General features: G+C 40.0%; 20 protein-coding genes. 9 read left to right on the plus strand and 11 right to left on the minus strand.

All coding sequences use genetic code 11. The features are described from left to right. Positions 1-32 precede the first annotated feature (32 nt). From CWB75_RS12260 to CWB75_RS12300, 9 genes are all read right to left on the minus strand, one after another. Positions 33-539, minus strand: a complete 507-nt coding sequence (locus CWB75_RS12260) for a DUF2271 domain-containing protein (RefSeq protein ID WP_138570791.1) — start codon at positions 537-539, stop codon at positions 33-35. Then, the gene (locus tag CWB75_RS12265) at positions 539-1,171 is read right to left on the minus strand and encodes a PepSY-associated TM helix domain-containing protein (RefSeq protein ID WP_041709754.1); all 633 of its coding nucleotides are present in this window, start codon (positions 1,169-1,171) and stop codon (positions 539-541) included. The genes CWB75_RS12260 and CWB75_RS12265 overlap by 1 nt, the downstream gene beginning before the upstream one ends. A gap of 105 nt (positions 1,172-1,276) precedes the next feature. Beyond that, positions 1,277-1,672, minus strand: a complete 396-nt coding sequence (locus tag CWB75_RS12270) for a YbaN family protein (protein ID WP_054202718.1) — start codon at positions 1,670-1,672, stop codon at positions 1,277-1,279. Next, on the minus strand, positions 1,669-2,259 hold the full coding sequence (locus CWB75_RS12275; RefSeq protein ID WP_138570792.1) for a biliverdin-producing heme oxygenase: 591 nt from the start codon (positions 2,257-2,259) through the stop codon (positions 1,669-1,671). The genes CWB75_RS12270 and CWB75_RS12275 overlap by 4 nt, the downstream gene beginning before the upstream one ends. A gap of 59 nt (positions 2,260-2,318) precedes the next feature. Then, a complete protein-coding gene (locus CWB75_RS12280) occupies positions 2,319-4,955 on the minus strand; it encodes a TonB-dependent receptor domain-containing protein (RefSeq protein ID WP_138570793.1) in 2,637 nt (878 codons plus the stop codon). 82 nt (positions 4,956-5,037) lie between these two features. Beyond that, positions 5,038-5,985: a FecR family protein gene (locus CWB75_RS12285; RefSeq protein ID WP_138570794.1), complete on the minus strand. Its 948-nt coding sequence runs from the start codon at positions 5,983-5,985 to the stop codon at positions 5,038-5,040. A gap of 17 nt (positions 5,986-6,002) precedes the next feature. Further along, entirely contained in the window at positions 6,003-6,470 is a 468-nt protein-coding gene (locus tag CWB75_RS12290) for an RNA polymerase sigma factor (protein WP_054202714.1), read from the minus strand. Positions 6,471-6,617: 147 nt separating this feature from the next. Beyond that, positions 6,618-7,874, minus strand: a complete 1,257-nt coding sequence (locus tag CWB75_RS12295) for a porin (protein WP_138570795.1) — start codon at positions 7,872-7,874, stop codon at positions 6,618-6,620. Positions 7,875-7,985: 111 nt separating this feature from the next. Then, entirely contained in the window at positions 7,986-8,468 is a 483-nt protein-coding gene (locus CWB75_RS12300) for a MarR family winged helix-turn-helix transcriptional regulator (RefSeq protein ID WP_008112832.1), read from the minus strand. 403 nt (positions 8,469-8,871) lie between these two features. On the opposite strand from CWB75_RS12300, the gene CWB75_RS12305 reads away from it, so the two are divergent. The 5 genes from CWB75_RS12305 (at position 8,872) to CWB75_RS12325 (ending at position 15,570) form a co-directional block, all read left to right on the plus strand. Continuing rightward, complete coding sequence (locus tag CWB75_RS12305) at positions 8,872-9,726, plus strand: D-hexose-6-phosphate mutarotase (protein ID WP_138570796.1); 855 nt, start codon at positions 8,872-8,874, stop codon at positions 9,724-9,726. A 14-nt stretch (positions 9,727-9,740) separates the two neighbouring features. Continuing rightward, entirely contained in the window at positions 9,741-10,286 is a 546-nt protein-coding gene (locus CWB75_RS12310; protein ID WP_138570809.1) for a PH domain-containing protein, read from the plus strand. Beyond that, positions 10,249-11,826: a PH domain-containing protein gene (locus tag CWB75_RS12315; RefSeq protein WP_502704783.1), complete on the plus strand. Its 1,578-nt coding sequence runs from the start codon at positions 10,249-10,251 to the stop codon at positions 11,824-11,826. Before CWB75_RS12310 ends, CWB75_RS12315 begins: the two co-directional genes overlap by 38 nt. Positions 11,827-11,978: 152 nt before the next feature. Then, complete coding sequence (locus tag CWB75_RS12320) at positions 11,979-14,792, plus strand: TolB family protein (protein ID WP_138570797.1); 2,814 nt, start codon at positions 11,979-11,981, stop codon at positions 14,790-14,792. A 58-nt stretch (positions 14,793-14,850) separates the two neighbouring features. After that, positions 14,851-15,570, plus strand: coding sequence for a DUF6445 family protein (locus CWB75_RS12325; protein WP_138570798.1), 720 nt, complete (start codon positions 14,851-14,853; stop codon positions 15,568-15,570). A gap of 331 nt (positions 15,571-15,901) precedes the next feature. Here the strand turns inward: CWB75_RS12325 and CWB75_RS12330 are convergent, their stop codons facing one another. Then, a complete protein-coding gene (locus CWB75_RS12330; RefSeq protein WP_138570799.1) occupies positions 15,902-17,035 on the minus strand; it encodes a PepSY-associated TM helix domain-containing protein in 1,134 nt (377 codons plus the stop codon). A 271-nt stretch (positions 17,036-17,306) separates the two neighbouring features. Here CWB75_RS12330 and CWB75_RS12335 point away from each other — a divergent pair, with 271 nt between their 5' ends. Both CWB75_RS12335 and CWB75_RS12340 read left to right on the plus strand, forming a co-directional pair. Beyond that, positions 17,307-17,921, plus strand: coding sequence for a PQ-loop domain-containing transporter (locus tag CWB75_RS12335; RefSeq protein ID WP_010392228.1), 615 nt, complete (start codon positions 17,307-17,309; stop codon positions 17,919-17,921). Positions 17,922-17,986: 65 nt separating this feature from the next. Beyond that, on the plus strand, positions 17,987-18,775 hold the full coding sequence (locus CWB75_RS12340; protein ID WP_138570800.1) for a PhzF family phenazine biosynthesis protein: 789 nt from the start codon (positions 17,987-17,989) through the stop codon (positions 18,773-18,775). Positions 18,776-18,827: 52 nt separating this feature from the next. Here CWB75_RS12340 and CWB75_RS12345 read toward each other — a convergent pair whose 3' ends face one another. Beyond that, positions 18,828-21,338, minus strand: a complete 2,511-nt coding sequence (locus tag CWB75_RS12345) for a zinc-dependent metalloprotease (RefSeq protein ID WP_138570801.1) — start codon at positions 21,336-21,338, stop codon at positions 18,828-18,830. Between the two features lie 291 nt (positions 21,339-21,629). On the opposite strand from CWB75_RS12345, the gene CWB75_RS12350 reads away from it, so the two are divergent. After that, a complete protein-coding gene (locus tag CWB75_RS12350; RefSeq protein ID WP_138570802.1) occupies positions 21,630-22,808 on the plus strand; it encodes an efflux RND transporter periplasmic adaptor subunit in 1,179 nt (392 codons plus the stop codon). 13 nt (positions 22,809-22,821) lie between these two features. Next, on the plus strand, positions 22,822-25,953 hold the full coding sequence (locus tag CWB75_RS12355) for an efflux RND transporter permease subunit (protein ID WP_138570803.1): 3,132 nt from the start codon (positions 22,822-22,824) through the stop codon (positions 25,951-25,953). The last annotated feature ends 28 nt before the right edge of the window (positions 25,954-25,981 follow it).

Consider the following 25,981-nt stretch of genomic DNA (forward strand, 5'->3'; position numbering starts at 1 on the left):
ATTTTTCCTTTAAATTTGAATGATAAGTAGGGCTACCTAGCGCTTACAGTGACAAAGCTGGTCGCAAATTCGTTTTTACCTTCAATAGTTATTTTCTGTGATTGGGTTAAATCAAGCTCAATGCGGCTGTAATCACGGCCACCTTCTTCGCGCACAACTTCAATATTAAGTAGGTATTTACCGGGCGTTACAGGGTTACCGTTTAGATCGTTGCCATCCCAACTAATTGTATATGTGCCGGCACGCTTGGTTGCGCCGCTGACACCATCAAACTGAGCATTACCTTTACCGGCTTTGCGCCACCATTGGCGTAGATCTTTAAACCATTCTGCTTTTTGAACCCATAGTGCAAGCGTTGTTACGTGTTTGCGCTCTGGTGTTTCCAGCCATACAGCAACATAAGGTCGGTGGTAAGGTTGCACGTTTAAATCGGCGAGGGTTAATTCAACTTCTAACCTTGGCGATTGTGCATGAGCATTAATTTGAAATAGCGCGGCGACTAACAGCGTGATGCTTAGCCATGGTTTAATTTTAAACATTAAGACACTCCTTTTATTTGTGGTACCCAACACAGGTAAATAACAATAGGTGTTGCTACACCTAATGCGGTTATCCATATTCCTGCTAAGCGTTTTTTTCTATTTTGAAATAAAATAATCATGCCGGTGATGGCAAATAGGATCATCAGCACTGCTGATATATCAATAACCCAGCTCCATACTTCACCGCTGTAACGACCTTTATGTAGGTCGCCAATTACACTTAAAAACCCCCCAGTTTGATAATCGAGTAACAATTCGCCACTAATAAAATCAAATTCTGCGTAGGCGTAGCCTGCTGGTAATGGATAGTCGAGCATGACCAATGAATCTTGCTTTTCCCATTCAATGCTTTTTACTTTATTCAGCCCATATTGCTTGGCTAGGTAAGCTTCTATTTGAGGATAAATAGTAGGTAGAGTGTTTAATTCTGTTTGTGCTTTTACAAGTAGTTCAGCTGGAATTGCTGCGGTAATTTGGCCGTTGTTTTTATCGTTTTTTAACCAGTCAACATGATTTAGCACTATGCCGCTTACACAAAATAGAATAAGTAAAAAAAACAAAGCGGTAGAAATATAGATATGTAAAGCACGACTCGTACTATATAAAGCGCGTTTATTAACAAAGGGCATAAAAGGTGCAGATTTAATTAATTTGTACGGATGATAATGATTTGCATTAGCTGTTACAAATTTATTTACCAAACTTTACACTTTATTTTGCTTATATCGAACGCATTAGTTTTTAGGTGGAGTTGAGGGCTTAGAAATTAAGTAAGTCAAAACCAGCACTTCAACAACAGCAACTAGGACAATAACCCAAGAAGGAGAGCTGCTGTATAATAAAAATATAAAGCCTATTAGCATACCTATGCCCGCAAACCATTTAGCTTTTAGTGGCACGACCTTGTGGCTGTGCCAATGGCGCAAAGTCGCGCCATAACGAGGGTGTTCGAGTAACCAAGTCGCAAGCTTTGGCGATGAACGTGTAAAACATGCTAATGCCAAAATAAAGAAAATAGTGGTGGGCATAACAGGTAATAAAATGCCAATAATCCCCAAACCAACTAACGCTAACCCTAATAGTTGGTATCCCGCATTCTTATATGCGACTAAAGCGACCTTTAAATTCATGAATAGACATGCGCCTGAAAAAGTTGGAATCGAGTAAACGCTTGGCGTGCACCATTGATCAATGCTCGCTCTTGTGTGTCATTTAGCTCAATACTATCAATTAATTGTACTAGATGACGCCAGTCACTGCCACGACCTGCACCAGGGCCTGATAAATAACGGGCACCATACTTTTTTGTTAACAGTAGTCTAGCTTGCGCTTGTTTGCCTAGCATTGCAGCGCCAACTTTTGACCCTTCTACTACATAAAGCCAGCCCAGCGCTGTTGCTAAGTCAGTCTCGTTGCTAATTAATGAAGTGAACGCTGATGCAGGCACTGGGTATTCAAGATCTTGAAAGTCTTGCTCAAGCATATTTAAACGTCGGCGCGCTGCTAAATTTTCAATGACCATATTTAATTCGCTGTGGTCATAAAGCGTAGACACATCATTTAAAAAATAATATTGTAACGTTAAAAACTGGATATAGTTTTCAGTGTTTGCAAATGGGTCTTTATCCATAATGCTTTTATCTATGTTGTCATGTACGTCAGCTGTACTGGCTTTTAATTGTAATGCACGAGAGGGGGCTAAAGTGGTGCTAGTCATGTTGACTCCTAGTTATGACGGTTTAAGTAAAAGTGGGCTAAGTGAATAGCCCTAATTAGCTATAGCTTTATCTCTAGCCCCAAAGTTACAGTTCTGCCTGGCTCTGGCATGGCAACAATTGAACCGGATGACACTATGTATCTATCTGTGAGGTTAGTGATTGTGGTAAATCCGCTGAACATATCGTTAAACTTATAGTTCGCGTAAAAATCGAGTTGATAACTTGCTGGAATTTTACTAACTGCCTTGGCACCAGTACCGCTTAAAAATCCTGCAGGGTGCTGTTTATCAGAATGCCCTTTATAAGTGAAGCCGATGTCCAGTTGATCATCAATGAAGGTGCTCCCAAAGCCAACAACAAGGCTTCGTTTAGGAGGAATACGAAGGGGCGTTAAACTGCCTGAAAAACCTTGACCGTTACAGCGATCAACTTGCTCAATATTACTAATTAAGGCAGAACAGATTTTTATATTGGTGTAATTGGTATATGAAACTGTGCTGTAAAATAAATCACTTTGGTAATTTAGATTAAGCTCAATACCTGGTAACTCAAAGCTATCGTAATTGGTGAATGTATATTTTGTAGTTTGCCATGGTTCAGCATCCGGATCTTTATTTGGCAATTGTGCGGTTGCTAACATGTGTTCAATACGAGTGTCGAAATAGCTAGCGGATAGCGTTAGACGATCCCCTTTAATTAACGCATTACTAAAATGGCTTTCGATACCTAACTCAAAGGTGTTGCTGTTTTCAGGTATAACAGGGTAATCAGACGAGTAGGTAAATACTTCATTTGAAATAGTCGTCTCGTAGATATTCGGCATTCGATACGCTTTGCTGTACTTTGCTTTTAGCGTGGTGTTATCAAATACATTGTAATGAAGCAGTGCTGTAAAATCTGTTTTTGGCGAAAACTTTATTGCATGCTCCCCTTGATGGTCATGCGTACTAGAATCATGATGGTTTAGGTTCAAGGTTAACTCAATGGGATCGAAATCAAACTGGCCATTTACAAACACACTGCGAACAGTTTGTTTGCCGTCACGAGAGGTGGTTTTATCTGTGTAAAAATACTCCAGTGCTCCTGCTTTAGGTTTTAGTACCTCGTTTTGCCAAGAAGCGCCATACATTAATACTGTGGGGATTGAAGAAACAGTAAAAGCAGCGCTGTTATAAATTCCGACACCGTGGCGTTGGTTGCTGTATTCGTGAAAGTATTGCAGTGCATTAGGGCCTAAATTACTGGCCAAGGCGTTATACTGTTGTAACTTTGCGTTGGTTGTCCATGCGTTGATCTTCAAATCGACTAATGGATTATTCGTGGGTAGAAAGCGATAAAGCAAGCTTGCGCTATTAACCAGCGCTGTACCAGGCTGCCATTGTGGCATGGTTTCTATGTTAGCGGGTATTGTGCCATATTCACCATCAGGGAGTATCCAAAAATCCCCTTCGCGTTGCTTGAACCAGTATGAAGCCAACATTTCACCCGCTTGTTGCTGGTGATGGCGAGTATTTAATTCAATGTCATGTTCATCGTTAAAAGCATATTGTACTTTTGCAAGGTAGGATTCGCTTTCAAAGCTGGTATTGACTACTTCACCGTGTTGATTAACAGGGGGTAATACTTGGCCCCAATCATACGTTTCAACAAAGTTTTCAAAGCCGTGTTTACCAGCAAAATAGTTACCTGTTTTTTTATCACTATAGGCAAGCACAGCATTTAATTGATCCGTTTTAAATGCACCTGCGAGTAAAATACCGCCATTATCAAAGTCACTAGTGCTATTGTGGTTACTCACCTGATAGTACTGTTGCTGCCATGGGTTATCGGAGACTGTAGGTGTGTGATTATTGTTATACGTTTTAAGTTTAATCAACGCGCCAACGCTTTGATCCTTTGTCAGAATATCAGTGGTGTTGAGTGTTCTGATATTAACTGTTCCGCCAATTGCGCCAGCACTAAATGCGCCACTTTTTGCTGTTGTACCCTTTTCAACGGCAACAGTACTAATAAAATCTGAGTCGATGTAGGTTCTATCTGAGGTGCCCATGTAGCCACGGTTTGTGTGGGTGGACTGCAAGCTCCCATCAATAAAAATAGGCACTCGACCTTCACCTTGAACACCACGAATACCAATATCGAGTGCGCCAGCTTCGTTACGTAAATTATTTGCGTCGATGCCGGTAAACGTTGAGAAAATATCTGAATTTGAACTGCCTTTACTGCGTTCGAGCTGGTGGCGGTCTAATTGAATTTTGTTGCCACTTACAACAATGACTTCGATGTTTTCAGGGATATCTTTATGGGCATGCTTATTCGCTTTTTTATTGTGCAAATCACGCTTATTTTGTTGTTTTGTTTCTTTTATAGCACCATTTTTCTGGATAATAATGCTGTTATTGACAATTTTTGCACTGAGGCCAGTTTCTTCTAATGTAAATGTTAAAGCGCCTATTAGTGTTTTTTGTCCATAAATTGCTGGTGCTTTTAGCTCTCGCAATAAAGATGCATCTGCAATGAGATTCATATTTGCTTGCTCAGCGAGCAAATTAAGTGAAGTACTCAAAGGTTGTTGAGCAATATTAAACGTTACTATAGTGGAGGTACTTTGAGCTGTTGTGGGAAAGCTAACAGCAACCCCTAAAGCTAAGGCGATGGGAGATAGTTTAATACCGTAACGAGTTATTGTATTCATTGCAATTGTTCCATATAAAGCAAAGTTGTTTATATGAAAACGAATGATAATGAGAATCCCTCAATAAAAAGATTATTTATTTTTAAGAATTGTCCGCCTTACTTATAATAACTTGATTATTTTCGCTTTTAATTTCAACAGGGAGCACGTGTGGTAATAGGTTTAGAAAGTTATCAAGTTGAACAGCTGAAAATGTCCCAGATACTTTTAGCGCAGCAACTCGATCATCGGAGAACGTAAACTCTGTGTCATGATAACGGTTAAATTCAGCACATACTTCCACAAGCGGTGCGTTACTAAAAACTAATCGGCCACTACGCCATGCATCAACAAGTGTAGGGTCTATTGTTTGCACATCCATTCCAAGCTCGTTAAATACAACGTGCTGTCCTTGTACTAACTCAATTAGGTGGTGGTTGTTTTGTATCTTTACCCTTCCATGTTCGACGCTGATACGCGTGCTATGCTTTTTTTTATCAACGCTGAAGCGAGTGCCCAGTACGGTGATTTTTGTATCATCAGTGCTAACAATAAAAGGACGCTGTAAGTCACTGGCCACATTAAAAAATACACGCCCTTGAACGAGTTTGTTTTTACGTGAGTTAGGGTTAAAGTCGAGTGAAATTTGTGTTTTAGCATCTACGCTTAGCTGGGAACCATCGGGTAGAGCAATATCAAATTGTTCACCTCGGTTTGATTTATAATGAGCAGTATACTGGGTGGGCGATACTTCATTTGGCCACAACTGATACCCGGTAATAGTGAGCATTAAACAGGCAGCACATGCTGCTATAGCCCATGTAGATAAAAATCTTTTAGGTTTTGGTGTATTGAGTTGTTCAATTTCATGTTCACTAAATTGCGTTAATAGCCGTTCAATCTGCACACTTTCTTGGTAAGCGGTTTGATGCGCTTTACTGGTATTGAGCCATTGAATAAAAGCCTGTTTTTGTGATGCAGTTAATCCAACTTTTTGTTTTTCAAGCCAGGTATTTGCTTGCAGTTGCAATTGTGTTTGCTGACGGTCCATTGCTTATATTCCCGTGGTTATTTTTTTATTGTATTGCGACATGCCAGCATAGCGATGGCTAAATGTTTTTCAACCATACTGACAGAAATCCCCATCTGATCTGCAACTTGTTGGTACGTTAGGTTTTTAAATTTATATAGTACAAAGGCTTGTTTAGTTTTTTGAGGTAATTGCTCAATACACCTATAAAGCAGACTGAGTTGTTGTTGGCTTGCCAGCTTTGCTTCGGGTTCATAATCGCTAGGTGCGATTAACTCTTGCTCAACAGGGTCTGTAACGGCGTAATTACGGCGATAGTTATCAATAACGATGTGTTTAGCCGTTTTGAAAAATAAAGCCCGTTGCTGGGATGTGTCATGCTCAGGGTTGCGTTTACGGTAGCTTAATAAGCGTGTGTATGCTTCTTGAACGATGTTTTGCGCTTTATCTTTGCATCCAATCGAGCGAGAAATATAACTTAATACTTCAGCGTAATAGCGTTCCAAGGCGCACCAATTTAAGGTTTCTAAAAAGGGGGTGGATACTAACGTCAATCAATGCAAATGGCAATCGTTTTCATTTGTGTTTGTGTTTTTTAAAGCAGCTATTTGATTTAAGTTCAGCCCAGTATGGCTACTGGGCTGAGGAGAGAGTTAAAAGTAATAGCCTAAATTAATATTAAACCGGCGCTCGGTATCGCCATCACCAATAATGGTACCGCCAATAAAGGGTTGATTACGGGCTTGTACAAAATCAACATAACTAAAGAACCCCCCAGCAGTAATGGTCATACCGGTTACATTCATCCAAGTATTGGCGCTATTATCTGATTTGTTGTAGATGATCCCATAGTCGTTATAAAACTGTAGGTTGGTAACTAGACCCCATTCTAGTGCGTAGTCGTAGGCAACATTAAAGTTGGTCATTGTAGCTTGGCTCGACACGCTATCGAAGTAATTGTAGGCACCCACTGCAAAGCGGTTGCTGCCATCATCTAAGTCGTAGTCGTATTCGCCGTGTTGAAATTGAATGTTCCAGTTATTAATGTTGCTGTTTAAATGAACAGCCCACGCACTGTAATTACCTGCGCGGTCTTCACCATCATGTAGTCCGCCGCTGAGTAACGATACACCTAAATCTGTGGTTATATTTTTACTGTGCTTAAGTTGATAAGTGGCGCGACCGGCAAAGGTGTTGTATTCACCAAGTTGCTTTGCAGGCTCTGCATAGGTACCTTCATCTGCAGGGCGAATGCCAATAATATCGTAAGAGTAACGGTGGTTTTTATCTGATGCTGAGCCATCAACTCCGCCAAGTTCATCATTTTTAAAAAAGCCAAGATCAAGTGTCCAGTTGTCTTTAAGCTTACGCTTAGCAACTACCCCTAAATCAAAGTCATCTTCTAGGCCAACATAGTAGTTAGTGCTAAAAAAGTAGCTGTGAGAATTGTAAGGGCCATTACCAAACGGTACGGCGGTTATACCAGCTTGACCTTCCCAGCCATCAATAAATTCATACCCTAAGTAAGCGTATTTCACTACTGTCATGTAATCGTAAAAGCGTACTTCACCATTTACTGAAATATCATTAATTTCACCAGAGACATTTAAACGGAAAATATCAAAATCAAAGTCGCCACCGCGATCTTCATTGTCATCATCGTAAGAGTTAATGCCGTAGTTAGCGCGAATGGCACCCCCTATCTTTATTCCTGATGATTGCTGTTCAGGCTTTGCAGCTTCATCAGTTAGTTGCTGAGCTTTTTTTTCAGTGAGTTTGCTTTCAAGCTTTTCTACTTGTTGCTTTAACTGCGTTAATTGGCTTTGGAGAGGTTGAAGATTTGATGCATAAGAATTACTAGCAACACCACCTAAAATTAAGGCGAGTGTTAGTTTTGAGAGTTTAGTCATAATAGCCGTTTTGATTGTGATTAAAAAAATAAAGGCGCAAAAATGCACCTCTTAGTGTGGAAAAAGGGGAAAATGGCAGGCTAATTTAGTTTATTGTTTTTATACTGCGTTTTATTCTTTAGGGGTTTGAAACAGTGCGCCTACTTCTAAAAGCGGGGAGGCGTCTAGCTTATCTGCATCCATCATTGCGGCAATACGCTGCATTGATGAAAGGAGTAAACTCTGTTCCCATTCAGCAAGTGCTGAAAATTTTTCGATAAAATGCTCTTGTAATGGCTGTGGTGCTTTTTCGAGTAGTTCTTTACCTTGTTCGGTAAGGTATAAGCTGACTCGGCGCTTATCCATTTGACTGCGAACACGTGTTACTAAGTTTTTACTTTCGATTCGGTCAAGAATATTAGTAACCGTTGCTGGGCTTAAGTTAACGTTTTGCGCAATACGGCTGGCGGTAATACCATCAGTTTGAGACACTTCCTGCATGATAAGCAGTTGTGGCCCTGTTAAACCCGCTGTTTTATTAAGTTGCTTTGAATGTAAGTCAATCGCACGGATCACCTTACGTAAAGAAACTAGTAATTCGTCATATTTTTGCATTTGCTTGTCTCATGGAAGGCGAATCATTTGCCGTAATCATGAAATGTTACACATCAAATAAATTGAATTCAAATGATATATGTTATTTCAGCCCGCTGTTATTAGTTTTTATTAATTTGAGCAGTAATTAAAATAGTATTTATTATCTTTAATTTATTAAACGTTCATAACATTCTGTTTGCTAAGGTTGCGCACCTTACGTAGGTTAAAAGCGATACGCAAGCCACGGATGTAAAACTTTAGTCGTAATTTAGCCATTGATGTGGCATAAAAATATAGTAACTAACTCAATTTAAATAACTATTCTATGTAGCTTATGCTTTAAGCATGCATTATTGTTTGTGTACAAGTAACCTGAACTCAGGTTAAGTATTAAAATAGTCTCAGTGTTAAAGGAAATAAAATGCAATTATCACCCTCAGTATGTATTGAGCGTACACATAGCGGTTTAGAATTTATTAGTATTAATAGTCGCCAATGTGAGGCGAAAATATTTTTACAAGGTGGGCAAATAACTGAGTTTACACCCAAAGACAAATTACCATTATTATGGGTGTCTGGGGATGAAACCTTTAGCGAAGGGAAAAGTATTCGTGGTGGCATTCCTATTTGCTGGCCTTGGTTTGGGCAACATGAAAATTCGGACTTCCCCGCGCATGGCTTTGCCCGTACGCATGTATGGCAAGCCGATGAAGTGCATGAAACCGACAGCGAGGTTACTGTGAGCCTTAAATTACCAATGAAGCAGGTAGATTCTACTTTTTGGCCGCATCAGTCGTCATTACGGGTTGAGTTTATCTTATCAGAGCAATTAGAGGTGCGTTTAACCACCTGTAATTTAGGCAATGTATCATTTAGCTATACACAAGCGCTGCATACTTACTTTCCAACACGAGATATCAAAAATACTCGTGTGACAGGCCTACAAGGAGCACAATATATAGAGTTTGGTCAAGGGCCTCATCAGCAGCATGGTGTGGTCGACTTTTCCCGTGAAACCGATATGGTTTATACCCAAGCCGCAGCAGTTCAAACAATTGATACTCCCCAAGGGATGATCAGTGTTAGCAGAGAAAACTCGCGCTCGTGCGTGTTATGGAACCCATGGATTGAAAAATCAAAGCGGCTATCAAATTTTGCCGATGATGATTATAAAAGCATGTTATGCCTAGAGGCTGCGAATGTACTTGAAGATGCGGTTACGCTTGAGCCAAAGCAAAGTCATACCTTAGTAACAACAATAAAGTGGCTTGGTTAAAGCCAATACGTCCAATGGAGCGAAGCGTGTTTACGAATCAACAAATAACCGACCTACCGCAACATAAAAGCATAGTGTTTGAACCGCTTGCCGATAAAGCATTATTGCATGCACAGTTGAATTGGTTGTTATTTTTTATCCCTTTTTGCTTAGTGCTAGCGGCTGTTTGTTATTTGAATACAGATTTTGCAGCCATGGCGCAAGGTTACTTATTGGTTGCTGTTCCGCTATTAATTTTACTTTGTATGTTATACAGCGTGTTCAGTATTAAATTACAAGGCAGTGCATTACGTACCCACGATATAGCGTTTAAAAAGGGTATTATTTGGCAACAGGTCACTATTTTACCGTTAGCGCGTGTGCAGCATATTGAAATACATCGTGGGCCAATAGAGCGAAAACTAGGTTTAGCCAGTTTACGGCTTTACAGCGCAGGGGGGATGAGTGCTGATTTACAAATTAGCGGCCTGACCCACGAAAAGTGCAAAAATATTCGTCAATTTGTACAAAGCTATCGCCACGATGAAACCACAAGCGAGGCTACTGCCAGTGAGTGTTGATGCTACACAAATAACGTCATCTTCACTTAATTGGCAAAAAGTGTCGCCCTGGGCACTGGCTTATTTTGTGATGCATTTTAGTGTGCGGTTTATCAAAGATGGCTTATTTAATTTACTGCCCGTGTTGGTGGTTTTTGTTACCCAAGTAGAAAATAAACTATTTTGGGGGCAAGTTGGGCTCACGATTGCTCTGACTTCATTGCTCGTCTATTGTTTTTTGTATTACCGCAGTTTTCGTTTTTGTATTACTGACGAGCATGAAATTTTACTAAATAAAGGCGTATTTAAAAAAGAGCGACTCACCTTAAAGTTTTCTCGGGTGCAAAATGTAAACATAGCAGAACCCTTTTATTTTACTCCAGTAGGCTTAGTTAATTGCATTTTTGATGCTGCCGGCAGTGTTGCCCAAGAAGCTGTATTGCCTGGAGTAACCAGTGATTATGCCAAGCAAATGCGCAAACAGGTATTTGACTATAAAGCGCAGCAGCAACCATCAACCGAGGAGGCTAATACAGCGCAGCCTCATGCTGAAAATCAGAATGAAAATAGTTTATTCATTTCAAATAAAGAAATAGCTAAGTTTGGTTTAATGTCGAACATGGCAATTTTAGCGCTTGCGGCCATTGCTCCCTTTATGAATGTGGCTATCGATTTTTTAGAGCAGCAGTTTATAACAAAAATAGAGGGTTTTTATCAGCAAGAGCTCGGTATGATGGCTAATGCAGCGGTATTTGCGGTTATTACTTTAATTATTGTGTTGGTATTTATTGCGGTGTTTTTATCGGTGACTATGTCGCTCATTCGCTTTTATAACTATCAGCTTTACTTTAAAAATAATAAATTTAAACGTATTGCAGGGCTGTTAGAGCGCCATCAACTGTCAATTAGTTTAGATAAAGTACAATCTATAGTTATTAAGCAAAACCTAGTTGCCAGGCTATTAAAGCGCTTTACAGTGGAATGTTTGCAAGCCAGCAGCGGCGGTGCTGCAAATATGGCGAAAAAGAATAAACAAACCTTAGTGTTACCTGTGCTCACGCAGGAGCAAGTTGATAATGTGTGTCAGTGGATTTATCCGTGGTTTAACAGTAAAAAGTTGGCATTCAAAGCAGTAGAAAGGGCGTTGCTATATAAAAATATGGTGTTTTATGCCTTGCTACCGAGCGTTGCTTCTGGGTTTTTAGTTAGCTTTATGCAACTTCATGTATTAATTTCATTAGCATTATTTTTGGTATTAGCCGCGTTAGTGTTTTTATCTTATAAACGTTATGGGTATTACCTTCATCAACAAGATGGGCGTTTTTATATGGTGGTGCGCAAAGGTATGATTGGCGTGCATTACCGAGTATTTGAGCTGTACAAAGCACAAAGCGCTCGCAGTGTGAGCACCTTTTTTATGCGTCGCTCTGGCTTAAAAAGCCTGTATATACAACTTGCTGCAGGCGGTGCGTATGTCCCATATTTAAAACAGCAAGATGCTGATTTCATTATAGATTTTACACTTATGCAGGCTGAGTCAGACTCCCGTAGTTGGATGTAACTTCCCTTGTTGAAAATAACTAAAGTTCAGGTTAAATAATAAAGCAGGTGTAAATACACATTTGCACATGCTTTATTACACTTTTTTACTGCCCGTTTTTCCCTTTTAATAATACTCTAAGCATTATTAAAAGTACTATTTAAGGGATTATTGTGAAAAAGTCACTCATTGCATCAGCCTTATTACTGGCTGCACCAAGCTTCGCAGCCAATTGGCAAACCATTCATACTGAGCATTTTAATGTTCACTTTAGCAGTGAACATACTGATTTTGCTAAATCGACCGCGGTGGAGCTGGAGATTGTCCGTACAAAAGTGCTTGAGCAACAAAACCGTGCCCTTGATAAAATCGTCGATGTGGTGGTATTTGATCCTTTAAATGCAGCTAATGGCTTTGCCTTACCAACCTCTAATAATCCTGTTATGGCGCTTTTTACTACGCCACCACAATCGGACACAGTAATCTCAAACTCATCGGGCTGGCAGCAATTACTAGTGCTGCACGAGTACATTCACTTAGTTCATTTAGCGCAGCCGACTCGCAGCGAGTGGCAACAAAAAATTAGAGGGGTATGGGATCTTTACGATTTAACCTATGGTGACACACCGCGCTGGGTAGCTGAAGGATACGCCACCTTAATTGAGTCTAAAATGACAGGGCGAGGGCGACTCTTTGATAACTATTCTGAGGCAATACTCAGGGAGTTTGCTCAGCAAGGAGCGCTTCCGACCTATGGGCAACTAAATAGTGATGAAGGCTTTATGGCGGGCTCCATGGCGTATTTAATGGGAAGTCGGTTTTTATACTGGCTAGAGCAAAATTACTCAGAGCAGTTGGTCGATAACGTATGGGTTCGTATGCGAGCGGTTAAGTCTCGAGATTTTGATGATGCATTTTCTGGTGTATTTGGGCAAAGCGCTGCCAAGCTATATCGTCGATTTATTGCTGAGTACACTTATAAAGCAATGCAACAAGAGCAAACCGAGTCACCACTTAATAGCAAGCTTTGGTTAAAGCTTGATTTATACGCTAGCAACCCCGTTCTTTCAGATGATGGCAGCAAAATTGCCATAGTGGAGCGTGATAAAAAAAGTAATACTAAGCTCATAATTTATAGTACTGAAGACAACACTAAAGCGCAACAGCAATTTACTAAAGCACAAAAGCAATTACTTGAAGATGATGCTAAGGATATTCCTGATACTGCGCCAAGTGTATTTAAGCGCGAACAAAAACAAATATTAAATCAAATAAATCGCGCAGGTATTGCCAATCCGCAGTGGGTAGGCAATAACACTCTTTATTTTAATGCCTACAGTAGTGAGGAGTCGGGGACTTATAACAAAGTGTCTGACATTTTTAGCTATAACATAGATACTGGCAACGTCGAACAACTCACTGAACTGGCTGGTATTCGTCGTTTTAGTGTTACCCGCAATGGTGAAACACTTTACGGTGAGCAAATAAGAGCTGGGTATTCTGAATTAGTAAAAGTCGATCTTAATACACAAGCAATCACGCCACTTTTTACCAAGAGCTTAAAAACGACGTACGATTACCCGACCCTAAGCCCCGATGAAACAAAATTAGCTTATTTATCAGCGTCATTAAACGAAAATTGGCAATTGTATATACAAGATTTGAGCGGTGATACTAGGCAGTCAGTCCCAATGCCTAATGGGTATCAATATTTAAGCCAGCCGAGCTTTAGTCAAAATGGGGAATCTATCTATTTTGTTGCTGGCTTAAATAATAAGACTGATATTTATAATTATCATATAAAAAATAACACCCTCACCCGCTTAACTAACGGGCAAGAAGCGCTCGCATACCCGATTGAGGCTGAAGATGGCTCACTACTTTATTTCTCTATTAATGCCGATGGCCCTGATGTAAAAACGCTAACAACAAAAAACCACACAGCCGTGACGGATCTCGCTGTAAACAGTGAAGCTCCATTGTTGATGGTAAATAAGCATACTCTGCCACCGGCAAAAATATATACCGATGAGACAGCAGAGCAAAGCGATTACGCAGTACTTGATCAGCAAGCGACGTTTGCCTTGGGATCACAGTATTATTCAGCGTCAACCAGTTTGCTAAGCGTAGGTATAAAAAGTAGCGACTTATTAAAGCAACTTGATTTACAAGCGGGTTATAACATTGATTTGCATGACGGTGCATTACATGGAGGCTTTGTACAAGCAAAATACAATGCGTTAAATACAAAGTTTAAGCTTGCGCTATTTGATTATAATTTGGGTACATCACATCAATATCAACCTAGCTTAAACGCTGATATTGACGCCCGAGGTGGTTTTGTTGCAATAAGCCATCCATTGAAATTTGGCCAGCTTCAGTTAACCCCAGAGCTTGCTTATAACTATACAGATTATAAAAATAGCCATAAAAATTGGACACGATTGAGTATTGCTCAGCAATGGCAACATGACCGCCAATCATTTGCCATAGGCCAGAGTATTTATGCCAGTATTTATGATGGGCGGAATCACAATAGTCATTGGCAAGGTTATGACTTGGCAACAAAAGTATTTGGTAAAGCATTTAATATTCCCATGTTTGTGAGCTTTGAACAAAAACAGCGAGACGATAGTGATTTAGCTTTAGGTGGGTTTAGCTCTAACCTGATTAATCAGCAACAAAGTAGCGAGTTTGTGCTTGCTGCTGAACTGCCTTATTACAGTGCAACTGCAGAGCGCTATCAAGGTTATGGCGGTGGCATTAGCTTTAAAGAAGGCATGCCCTGGTTTTACTATAAGCAACATCAATTAGATAACAGCGTTTATGCACAAAGTTATGGCTTAAAATATCAAGGTGATTTTAGCTTCGGAATGGGGCCTGCGGGCGTAAACGATTTAACCTTTAATGCTGGACTGTCGCGTGTTGAAGGCGACAGCTTTGAAGATGAAATGCGCGCGTGGTTAAGCTTTTACTATTCGCTTTAAACGCCTATAAGGTAAATGTTATATTATTTGTTATTCTAATAAAAAAAGTATTCTTGCCATGTCATTTAAATATTTGAAAGTACCCGAAGGTGTCGCTCTACCAAGTATTCCTTCAGATTCGCCAGGATTGAGATATGAAAAACCTGAACTTGGTAGTAACTACTGGGTTGCTGATGATTTTTTTAAACATGAAGAAGCAATGGCTATCCGTTCTTCGTGTTTAGAAAAGGAAGTGTGGAAATATGGAAAACCATATACTAAAGAGCTTTGGCCAGGAATGCGTACACCAAATGCTTTAAATCATAAACAGCTAAAAAAAATAGAGAAATACGTTAAGTCAGTTATTAAAAAAAATAAACTTTGGGTTGCCGATTCCAATAAAGTGGTAGTTGATACCAATACTGCAATTTTGGTTGGAGCTGAAGAAGGGGCCTCTAGACCACACGTAGATAATCGTTATTTATGTAGGTACGCAGCTGTTTTATATTTAAACCCCAACCCAATAGCTTCAGCGGGCACATCTTTTTATCGTTTAAAGTATGCAAATGAAGCTGCTGGAGGGAATATTGTAGACCCTCCATTTGCAAACCTTGTTGATGCTCTAAATGTAACTAGTCTTCCGTATAGTGCATGGTATAAAGATATAGATATTGAGAATAAGTTTAATCGTTTAATTGTATTTAAAGGTAATATTGTTCACAGTGCATCAGAGTACTTTGGAAGTGATTTAGACTCTAAGAGGCTCGCAATCACTTTTTTTTGGATGTGCGAGGATTAAGGACAGCGCTTCTTTATTTTATAGCTGTTTTTTAAGGTGGCTGTTTATGAGGGTAGTAACTCTTATATTTAATGTTAGTTATCTTACCTCTAAAGTTGTTTAATATACGTTTTCATTTTCATCATCAGGAAGCTCGAAAAGACTTTGTTTAGAGGGAGTGTCGAGCTTGTTAAACAATGAATGGTTAAATAGCTTTTAAAGCCTTACCTGTTTCTAAAGCTGCTGAGTTTCGGTTTTGCCACACTCAACTAAAAATAAAAGCAATACTGAGCGCTTTTTTTAACATCATAAGCCACCTCAATGTGGTTTTTACATTGAGGTGGCTTTTTAATCAAGCGGTTATTGTGCGTTGTTTATTATGACGATTTCTTTGTGAATGCTTTTTACGTTTACGGCGGGTAAGCCATAAATAAAAGCCTGTACCAGCGAGCCATACAGGGCTAAGGCCAACAATACACCATAGTATTTTACTGATAAGCCCAGCAAAATAACCAAAGTGTAGTTTTCTAAAACTGTCTATTACTTGCCAACCAGCATCAGCCTCTCGAATATCCCAGTTAGCCATGTGTTCACCTGTTTGCTTATTGTAAGTTATGGTATTGGCGTATTCACTGGTAAGTGGATTACTGGTATTTACTTCGCCATAAAGAGTAATATTTTCATCGGGCTCTCGTGGAAAAACTAAAAAAGTTGTATTAAAAGTGGGTATTTGCAGCTTGCTATCATTAAGAATCCGCTCAAAAGAGATGTCGTCACTATATAATTTATTTGTAATAGTGTAGTGCTCTTCTTCTGCGTGTTCTATTACTTCGTGATACCACACTGCACCATTAAAATAACCACCGGTAATCGCTAAAACGATAAGGATAGGTGAGCCTAATACTCCAGTCATTTTATGAATGTCGCTAAGTACTATTTGTAAAGTTGCGCGCCAGCGTACGCTAAATAGTCGCTGCCAAAATTTACGGTAAATAATTAAGCCTGTAATGCCCAGAGTTAATAAAAATAAAGCAAAAAAGAATCCTAATACGGTACCTGTTTGCCCAGGTAAGCTTTTTAAGTCGTTAAGTAAAAAGGTGTAATGGAGTTCTAAAAACCAGTCGGTAAAATAATGAGTTGTGCTTACTGGTTCTGATAAAACCTCTCCGGTGTATTGGTCTAAATGCAACTTATACCAATCGTCAGTGTCACGCTTAACCAAATAAAGCCGGTCGGCGGTGGTGTTATTAAAAAGCTCCCAACTTCCTACTACATACTCAGGAAAGGCTGCTTCGGCTTTATCTATTAATGAGTCCATAGGTAAGCGAGCAGCTTGCTGCTGTACCACAAAGTGTTTGTCAGGCATCAGTAAGCCATCAATTTCACTTTTAAACACTAAAACACTGCCGGTAATGCTAATAACAATTAACGGAATAATGGCAATTAGCGCCAACCAACTATGAACTTTAAACAGTGTTTTTCTCATTACTTAAGCTTGCATGTTAATTTTTAGATATGCGCATGATAACAGTTATCATTTGTGTTGCAATTATAAAATAGTGAGACTGTGAAGTTATAGCAACGGTTTTTGTATACTCAAGTTGCCACAGGAGGAAACTAAAGTAGGTGTGAAGCTTGTATAAAACCTAGCCAGCTCTACAATGCGCGCACAAAAATAAAGCCTTTAAAAACAAATGTTTAAAAAATGTTTTATTTCTTCCTTTTTATTAACAACAATGTAACGAGCGAGGTTTGCTTTGGCGTATTATTTGCCTATTTTATCAGTGTTTATTTTGGTTTTTAGTTTTTTACCGTTACTTAATAAAATTATTAAAAACCGCAGTGTATCGGGTGTATCACTGCTAATGATGACATTTGGTTTAGCGCAAAGTGTGTACTTTATTAGCTACAATCTTTATTTTGCTCGTTTTTATATTGCCTTGCCGTTTTTTGCGACAGGTTTATTAAGTGGTTTAATTTTATACTTTTTTGCACGTTATAATGCCGCTAAACGTCAGAAGCTGCAGTTACTTGGCATGCTTAGCTTTTCGTTATTACCTTTTTTGTTGCTGTTAAACCCTAACCTAGATACTGCCACTGTGCTAAATGGCTTAACTTATGTGGGCTTAATTATGAGTTCAGTACGGGTTATGCCACAAACCTATAAAACACTGCGAACAGGGAATATTAGTAACCTTAGTGCGCGCTATTTTAGTTTGCAATTTATAGCAGGTATCTGTGGTTTGTTTGCAGAGCTAGCCATGCCAGTGCAAAGTACTTCGCATATATTAATGTTTATTATGATATTGCTAACTAATGCGCTGCAATTTGCGTGTATGCAGTATTATCGCGTACGTCCTGTGTTGGCATAAAATTATAGTGACCGTTAATTTCATTTGTGGCACTTTGAGTGACCAATAAATAAAAAGTGCCCACTATGAAATTAACTATCCATCAAATCGATGCGTTCAGCAGTGAACTGTTTAAAGGTAATTATGCTGCCGTGATCCTACTAGAGTCTTGGCTTAGTGATGATCTTATGCTGAATATAGCTTCGGAAAACAACGTGTCTGAAACCGCTTTTACTTGTCAGTCGGCAGATGGAAGCTTTGCGATACGTTGGTTTTCGCCGTTAATGGAAATTGATTTTTGCGGCCATGCTACATTGGCTGCGGCCTATGTGCTTTGTGAGCAACATAATATAACGCAGGTGCGCTTCAGCACAGAGGCGGTGGGCGAACTGATTGTTAATAAAAATAACGATGGCAGCTTTGCCATGACCTTTCCTAAACAAGCCCCTGAAGAGGTTCAGCTCATCCCTGATGCTTTATTAACTGGCCTGTCTATACAACCTGTTAAAGTGCTGCAAAACCGCCAAGCTTATTTTGCTATTTATGATAATGAGCAGCAGGTTGTAGATCTGAAAACAACCAATGAACAACTAAAAAAATTAGCTCCATTAGATGTGGTTGCAACAGCACCGAGTGTTGAGTATGACTTTATTTCTCGTTATTTTTGGCCTGCCAGTGGTGGTGATGAAGACTTTGTGACCGGCTCAATTCATACCGGGCTTGCCCCTTATTGGGCAGAACAATTTGGCAAAAACTCTTTAATTGCTTATCAGGCCTCACAACGAGGCGGGAAGCTTTACTGTGAAGTGGGTGATACAACAGTAACTTTGACGGGTCATGCCGTAAGGTACCTAAAAGGTACTATTTACCTTTGAGTTAATGTAAAAAAGGCCACGTAAAACGTGGCCTTGGTTTACTCAGTGTTATTTACGCTTCTAGCGCTTTGCTAATTAAGCGATCGATATACTTTTTATGTGCTTTGGTTGCGGTGTCTGCACCCCATGCAACATCTTGATCGGCTATTTGAGTTAGCTGATATAGCGCAGCTGTTTTTGCTAAGTTATCGTATTTACTTGCTTTTTTTAAGCCTGCAATTGCAATAAGCTGATTTACGTATTCAATCTGTAAATTATGACTGATCGAATTAGCATTTTTACTATCAACAAAAATACTTGCAGTTAAATCCCCCATAAATTGCGTAAGGCTGTATTCATTACCATATAAAGCGGTATCTGAAATACGCAGTAACACAGCAGGATGCAGTAGTTGCGCTAATACACCTTTTTGCATGCCTAAAATCATTTTATGCGGTTTAGGGTCTTCGTTTTTACCGTAATGATTAAACCCACGACGCTGTTGCTGCATAAAGTTATACAAAGGCTGCATACTTTGCAGTACATTTGGAGCAAACACATACTCAGCTAAAATAGCCATTGCTTGAGTTTGACGCTCAAGTGGCACCGGTGTAAAAGGCTTTGCTGCATTTTCATCGCCCACTACGGCACGCTCTACATAAACCCCTCCAATTTGACGAGATACCACACCTGCCTGCGCACGGTATTGGCCAAATAGGCTGTTAGCAGAAGTAACAAGCTGTTGGTAAGACTCGCCTTTTACTGTAGCTTTGTCTTTAAGTTCAGAAAATAGTGTATTGATCAGTGCCATTCTATCTGCACCATAAGCTGCAGGGTTAGACGACAAGTCACCAATCATCACGCGAGGGTCTATGTGGCGACCTGGTGCACGCATGTCGTCGGCATCATTACCAAAGGCCAGTGCATGTTCGCTTGAGCGAGCGAGTATTTTATCAAGACGAGCTTGTTCTGCTGCTTCATCTTTAAGTGCTGCGCTGTAGCCGTAGTTTATTGCCCAATCATCGTATGGACCTGGTTTAGTTTGGAAAATATCGCCTTGAGTCACACCTGTTGGCGCTATATTTGCTGGCGCATAGTCCATTACTGAGCCGGTTACTATACCTTGGGTTTTACTTTTGTCGTGAACTTCTTTCTCATCCCACAAAATAGAAGATTTCATGTTGTGATTGAGACCTAGAGTATGCCCTACTTCATGTAAAACCAGCTGGGTTAAGCCTTGGCGTAACATTTCAGTATCTTCAATATCAGCGCCATTTGCTAAGCCTTTTGCAAGTATTAGGTTTTGTTGTAACTCATGACCTAAAGAGCAATTAAGCTCAGTGTTGCTTCCAGGTTGTGTATGGCTCATAGTGCCTTGAGTATAAAGCGTATCGTATATCCAGCGGTTTTTCATAAATACAAACTCAAGCATAATGTCTGAGCCTAAAATTTCACCGGTTAGCGGGTTAGCTAATGCTGGCCCATACCCACCAAAAGGTGGCTTAGGTGATGAAGTCCAGCGCAGTACATTATAGTTAATGTCACCAGCATCCCAATCGGCATCATCAGGTTGTACTTTTACTTCTATTGCATTTTTAAAGCCTGCCTTTTCAAATGAGCTATTCCAAGCAAGTACGGCGTCACGTACTGTATCTCGCCACTCAACAGGCGTAGTATTTTCTATCCACCAGGTAATCGGCTTTACTGGCTCTGAAAGTGCTGCGTTTGGATCTTTCTTTTGTAGGTCCCAGCGCTTTATTACATCTTGGTATGGTGCCCAGTCAGTTGATGTCATTTTATCAAACTGATTAGTGAAATAACCAATGCGCGCATCATCAAAACGAGGTTGGTAGCTATTATCAGGTAAAGCTACAAATGAGTGCTGAACTTTTACTGACACGCTTCGTGGATCGCTTATCGCACCTGAGCCTCGAACGGTTGGGCTACTATTAGTAAATACATAGTCAACTACCACATCTAGGTTGTTAGGGTAAGGGCGCTGTTTGATGATACGTGATTTTTTATCATCTAATTTACCTACTTTAAAACGCTTTTTAGCATTTTTATCGTTCGGATTAGGCGTTGGTGATACTTTATGCAGTGCTTCACTTAAAAATAGCTTGTTAACATTAAAGGCTATTTTACCTTCTTCTTGCTTTTCTATTTTTATACTTGCAAGTACCGCTTCGCTAATGTTTGCCTCGCTGGCTTTAGCTAGCGCGCTATTTTCGTTAAATAAGTAACGCGGGGTTTTACTAACAATATCGATACGATCAAAGTACTTTCTAAATTCAATTAACTTTGTTTCACGGTACGCGCCACGAAAATGACCCGCATCAGTCGCACCATCAATGGTGTGTGCAAAATAAACAAAAGGGGTATCGAGCTGTGACTCGTTAATTACCATTAGGTGGTCACCGGTTTTTTCATCTTGGTAAAGATTAAAAATGCCAGCAAATTCGGTTTGGCCTTTAATCATTTCACTTAATGTTTGTGGCTTTTTTTCTTCTTTTTTTTCTGCAGCAACAGTATAGCTACTGCCAAGCGCTATACTAAGCGCCAAGGTAAGTGTGGTTAATTTCATAATTTGTCTTTTGTCGTTGTTAATGTAATTTTACTGTACGGTTTGTCATGCCGTTTCGTACAGTATCGTTCCTAAATACTACCCCAAAGTGATTAGCTTTATGATTTATAATGGTAAAAATTTGTAACAATACATTTATGAAGCGACTCAGTGAGGCTTTTTATTGATTTATACTTCACTGCATAAGACCTAACCTATACTTTTTTGTAACAGTTGCTTACAAATGTCACGTTAATGTTTCATTAAGCTTTGGTATCATGGTGTTAATAGTAATTTGGGAGTAATAAACAGATGCAAGGTAATGTACTTAGGTGGATTTTTCCGTTCGTAGCATTAACATTAGGTGTGGTTGGTTTTGCTGCAATTAATGCGATTGCAAAAGAGTCAGATAAAAAAGAAGTCATAGACACTCGTCCAACGGTGCAGGTTGAAGCTGTTTCCGCTAACAATCATCAAGTTATCATTAATAGTTATGGTGAAGTGCAGCCGCTAGAAAATACCCAGCTTTCAGCGCAAGTATCCGGTGAGGTAGTTAGCTGGCATCCAAGCTTTGTGGCCGGTGGGGTCGTGGGTCGCGGCGAAATCTTATTTACAATTGAAAAAGATAACTACGAAGCAGCAGTACTGCAAGCCGAGTCTGAACTTGCCCGCGCGCAAGCGATGTTAATTGAAGAGCAAGCGCAAGCTAAAGTAGCAGAAGACGAAGCAAAACGTTTCCCAAATAAAGCGCGTACAGATTTATTTTTACGCAAACCACAAGTATTGAGTGCGCAGGCATCGGTTAAATCGGCCCAAGCTGCATTGAAACGGGCACAACGCGATTTAGATAATTGTGAAGTGAGCGCACCATACGATGCATTAGTCGTGAGTCGTAACGTAGGTGTTGGCCAGTTTGTCACTATGGGCGCTCAAGTTGCCGAGCTGAATAATATTGAAACCGCTGAAGTGATTATTCCGATCGCTGGCTTTGACAGTGTGTTTTTACCTGAGCGTGTTAAAGGGGTAACTGCAACGGTTATTAAAACAGGATTAAATGGGTTTACTCGCCAAGCAGTAATAGATCGCGATTTAGGGATTGTTGATAACGCGACTCGCATGAGCAGTTTAGTAGTTAGAATTGAAGATCCTTATGGGCTTACTAATCAGCAGCCTGCAATTAAATTTGGCACTTATGTACAAGTAAACTTTGCTGGCACTATGCTCAATAACATTTATCGTTTACCGCAAGAGTTAGTAAATAACCAAACCGTGTGGGTAGTCAATGATGAGCAACAGTTAGAGCCGCGTAAGGTGAAAGTAATTCGTGAAGAAGGTGAATACTTCTATATCAGTGATGGCTTAGAAGCCAACGACAAGCTTGTTACTACCTTGCCGGAATATCCACAAAAAGGAATGGCAGTAAAAATAGCCGGTTTAACAGAGACTAAAAGTACAGATGCAGCAGAAAACGCATCCACTGAAAAACTTTAAGGTAGGGTGAGTTATGAATAACACAGAACAGCCCAATACAACCAAACAAACAGGGTTAATTGCTTATTTTGCTAACAACTCTGTTGCTGCCAATTTGATGATGTTTTTTATAATTGTCATGGGGCTTATAAGCTATTTTACTATTCAGCGACAAATGTTCCCAAATATAGAAGTTAACTATATTACTGTAAATGCAAATTACCCTGGGGCGTCGCCACAGGAAATTGAAGAAAGCATCTTAATAAAAATTGAAGAGTCGTTAAAAGATATAACTGAGATAAAAAAAGGGGTGTATCGCGCTTTTCGTAATGGTGGTTCTGCCAGCCTTGAAATTAATACTGACGCAGAGCTCACCGACGTTCTCGATAAGGTCAAGCTGCGAGTAGATGGTATTGCAACTTTTCCAGCGGGAATGGAGCCGGTTACCATTAGCCAAATAGAGTTTCGCCAAGATGTAATTGGTATGACGCTCGTTGCCGACCTACCGCTAAATGAACTTAAGCCAATCGCAAATCAGGTTGAAGATGAATTATTGCAGTTATCGAATGTATCTTTAGTGGTAAATGATGTGCCACTGGATGAAATTGCCATAGAAATAGAGCCCGACACACTTCGCCAATATAATTTAACCTTATCGGATGTAGCGAACGCGGTACGTCGTTATTCGGCTAATTTTTCGGCGGGACAACTAAAAACTGATGCTGGTGTTATTTCAGTTCGAGTAGAAAATCAGTTTTATTCTGGTGAAGAGTTTAGGCAAATTCCGGTAAAAATTGGCGCGAACGGTGCCAAAGTGTTGCTACAAGATATTGCTACCATCAAAGATCAGTTTGTTGAAGGTGAGCGTTACTTTAAATTTAATGGCGAAAACGCGGTTTATTTGTCGGTAAAAGCCACCGAAGATCAAAATATTATTCCGGTGGCCGATTCAGTTAAAGCGTATATTGATAAAAAAAATAAAGAACTGCCATTGGGTGTTCGTATAGAGCCACTAATGGACTTTACTTATTACCTAAATGCACGCTTAGATATGATGAAAGCTAATTTGCTGCAAGGTGCAATTTTAGTTGCCCTTATGCTCTCGTTATTTTTACGTTTTAAGCTTGCACTGTGGGTAATGATTGGTTTACCAGTGTGCTTTTTAGGTGCGATGATGCTGATGCCATTATTTGGTATCACGATTAATATTGTGTCTTTATTTGCCTTTATTATGGTGCTGGGGATTGTGGTGGACGATGCCATTGTCATAGGTGAAAGTGCCTACACCGAAATAGAAAAAAAAGGCGGTGGTGTTGTTAATGTGGTTAATGGCGCTAAACGAGTGGCAACCCCTGCCACCTTTGGTGTACTAACAACCATTGCGGTATTTGCACCATTTACGCTTTCAAGCGGCCCTGAAAGTTCCTTTTTTATAGGTATTTCAGTGGTGGTAATTTTATGCCTAATATTTAGCTTGATTGAATCTAAGCTGATATTACCGGCACACATTGCGCATACTCACTTTTCTCCTATTAACCCTGACGGTTGGCGAGCGCGCTTTAATAAGCGCTTTTTTGGTTTTGTAAATGGGCCGTATAGGCAGTTTATTGTTACTTGTATAAAGTGGCGTTGGACGGTGCTATTTAGTTTTGTTGCGCTATTAATTTTCACCTTTGCGTTAATATCGTCTAATCAGGTGAGAATGATTCCATCACCTAAAGTGCCCCATGACTTCCCGCAAATTAATCTTGAGATGAACGATAACGTATCAGACATCCAAACGATTAATGCTATTCGCCAAATCGAAGCCATGGTGCTTGAAATAGATAAGCAAACAGCGCGCGAAGAAGGGCAAAAAATAATTCGCGATGTATTGGTATTTAATCAGGGTCGTACAGAAGCGCAACTACTGGCGCCATTGGTTGATGAAGATTTACGCCCTTATAATGCCTTTGAGCTTTCGCGCCGCTGGCGTGAAGCTATGCCAAATATTGCAGGTGTTAAATCGCTAACTATTCAGGATGATGTTGGCGGTGGAGGCGGCGGTAGTGGCGGTGAGTTCGGCTATTTACTGTATGGCTCGGACATTGATACATTGAATGAAGCCGGTCGTCGCTTTATTGGATTATTGCAGCAACAAGAAGGCTTATTCGACATAAGCTCTACCATTGACCCTGCTAGCAAAGAAGTACAAATGAGCTTAAAACCAGTCGCTTTTGACTTAGGGTTAGATTTGGCCTCAATTGCAAATCAAGTCGGTGCGAGTTTTTATGGTGGCGAGGCGCAACGTGTTATTCGCCGCGGTGAAGAAGTGCGGGTGATGGTACGTTACCCTAAACTTACCCGTGAAGCGTTTTCATCGCTTAAACACGCGGTTATCACCACGCCACAAGGTAGGGAAGTGCTGCTGGGAGATGTGGTTGAGCTAACTGAAACCCCTGGTATTAGTTATATTCGTCGTGAAGGCGGTTATCGTACTGTTTATGTGTATGGCAACATAGACGAAGAAGTAATTGAGCCTGGCGAAGTGGTTAAGCAAGTAAAAGAAAATCTACTACCACAATTGTTGGACGAATATCCGAGCGTTAAGTCAGAACTAGGTGGCGCAATTGAAGAGCAGCAGGCACAAGCAGATGAGCAGTTACTGTTTTTTGCTGGTGGTATGATTTTGGTTTATATATTACTGGCCGTGCCGCTAAAAAGTTACTCACAACCATTAATTGTAATGTCGGTTATTCCATTTAGTCTAACGGGGGCAATATGGGGGCATTTTTGGTTTGGCTTAGATATTAGCTTAATGTCGGGCTTTGGTTTAATTGCCGCGGCAGGGGTTGTTATTAATGACTCATTAGTTATGACTGATTTTATTAATCAGGCGCGTCGTGCTGGTATTAGTATAAAAGATGCGGTTATTGAGGCAGGCTGTGCACGCTTTAGGCCGATACTACTTACTTCAATTACTACCTTTGCCGGCGTATTACCGATTATGTTTGAAACCAGTCTACAAGCTAAATTTGTAATACCTATGGCGGTAGCACTTGGTTTTGCGGTTATGTTTGCAACACTGATCACCCTTATTTTGGTACCGTGTTTGTATATTATTTTAACCGATATAGGCGCTCTAATTAAACGCCCGTTCGCAAGTAAAAAGGTGAGTGTAAGTTAACATCACACATGTCATGCAGCTAAATAAA

The organism is Pseudoalteromonas sp. S1608, assembly GCF_005887265.1.
GTDB lineage: Bacteria > Pseudomonadota > Gammaproteobacteria > Enterobacterales > Alteromonadaceae > Pseudoalteromonas > Pseudoalteromonas undina.

Coding starts and splice junctions, on each gene's coding strand:
- CWB75_RS12260 (WP_138570791.1), bottom strand. CDS start 539: ATGTTTAAAATTAAACCATGGCTAAGCATCACGCTGTTAGTCGCCGCG.
- CWB75_RS12265 (WP_041709754.1), bottom strand. CDS start 1,171: ATGCCCTTTGTTAATAAACGCGCTTTATATAGTACGAGTCGTGCTTTA.
- CWB75_RS12270 (WP_054202718.1), bottom strand. CDS start 1,672: ATGAATTTAAAGGTCGCTTTAGTCGCATATAAGAATGCGGGATACCAA.
- CWB75_RS12275 (WP_138570792.1), bottom strand. CDS start 2,259: ATGACTAGCACCACTTTAGCCCCCTCTCGTGCATTACAATTAAAAGCC.
- CWB75_RS12280 (WP_138570793.1), bottom strand. CDS start 4,955: ATGAATACAATAACTCGTTACGGTATTAAACTATCTCCCATCGCCTTA.
- CWB75_RS12285 (WP_138570794.1), bottom strand. CDS start 5,985: ATGGACCGTCAGCAAACACAATTGCAACTGCAAGCAAATACCTGGCTT.
- CWB75_RS12295 (WP_138570795.1), bottom strand. CDS start 7,874: ATGACTAAACTCTCAAAACTAACACTCGCCTTAATTTTAGGTGGTGTT.
- CWB75_RS12300 (WP_008112832.1), bottom strand. CDS start 8,468: ATGCAAAAATATGACGAATTACTAGTTTCTTTACGTAAGGTGATCCGT.
- CWB75_RS12305 (WP_138570796.1), top strand. CDS start 8,872: ATGCAATTATCACCCTCAGTATGTATTGAGCGTACACATAGCGGTTTA.
- CWB75_RS12310 (WP_138570809.1), top strand. CDS start 9,741: ATGGAGCGAAGCGTGTTTACGAATCAACAAATAACCGACCTACCGCAA.
- CWB75_RS12315 (WP_502704783.1), top strand. CDS start 10,249: ATGAAACCACAAGCGAGGCTACTGCCAGTGAGTGTTGATGCTACACAA.
- CWB75_RS12325 (WP_138570798.1), top strand. CDS start 14,851: ATGTCATTTAAATATTTGAAAGTACCCGAAGGTGTCGCTCTACCAAGT.
- CWB75_RS12330 (WP_138570799.1), bottom strand. CDS start 17,035: ATGAGAAAAACACTGTTTAAAGTTCATAGTTGGTTGGCGCTAATTGCC.
- CWB75_RS12340 (WP_138570800.1), top strand. CDS start 17,987: ATGAAATTAACTATCCATCAAATCGATGCGTTCAGCAGTGAACTGTTT.
- CWB75_RS12345 (WP_138570801.1), bottom strand. CDS start 21,338: ATGAAATTAACCACACTTACCTTGGCGCTTAGTATAGCGCTTGGCAGT.
- CWB75_RS12350 (WP_138570802.1), top strand. CDS start 21,630: ATGCAAGGTAATGTACTTAGGTGGATTTTTCCGTTCGTAGCATTAACA.
- CWB75_RS12355 (WP_138570803.1), top strand. CDS start 22,822: ATGAATAACACAGAACAGCCCAATACAACCAAACAAACAGGGTTAATT.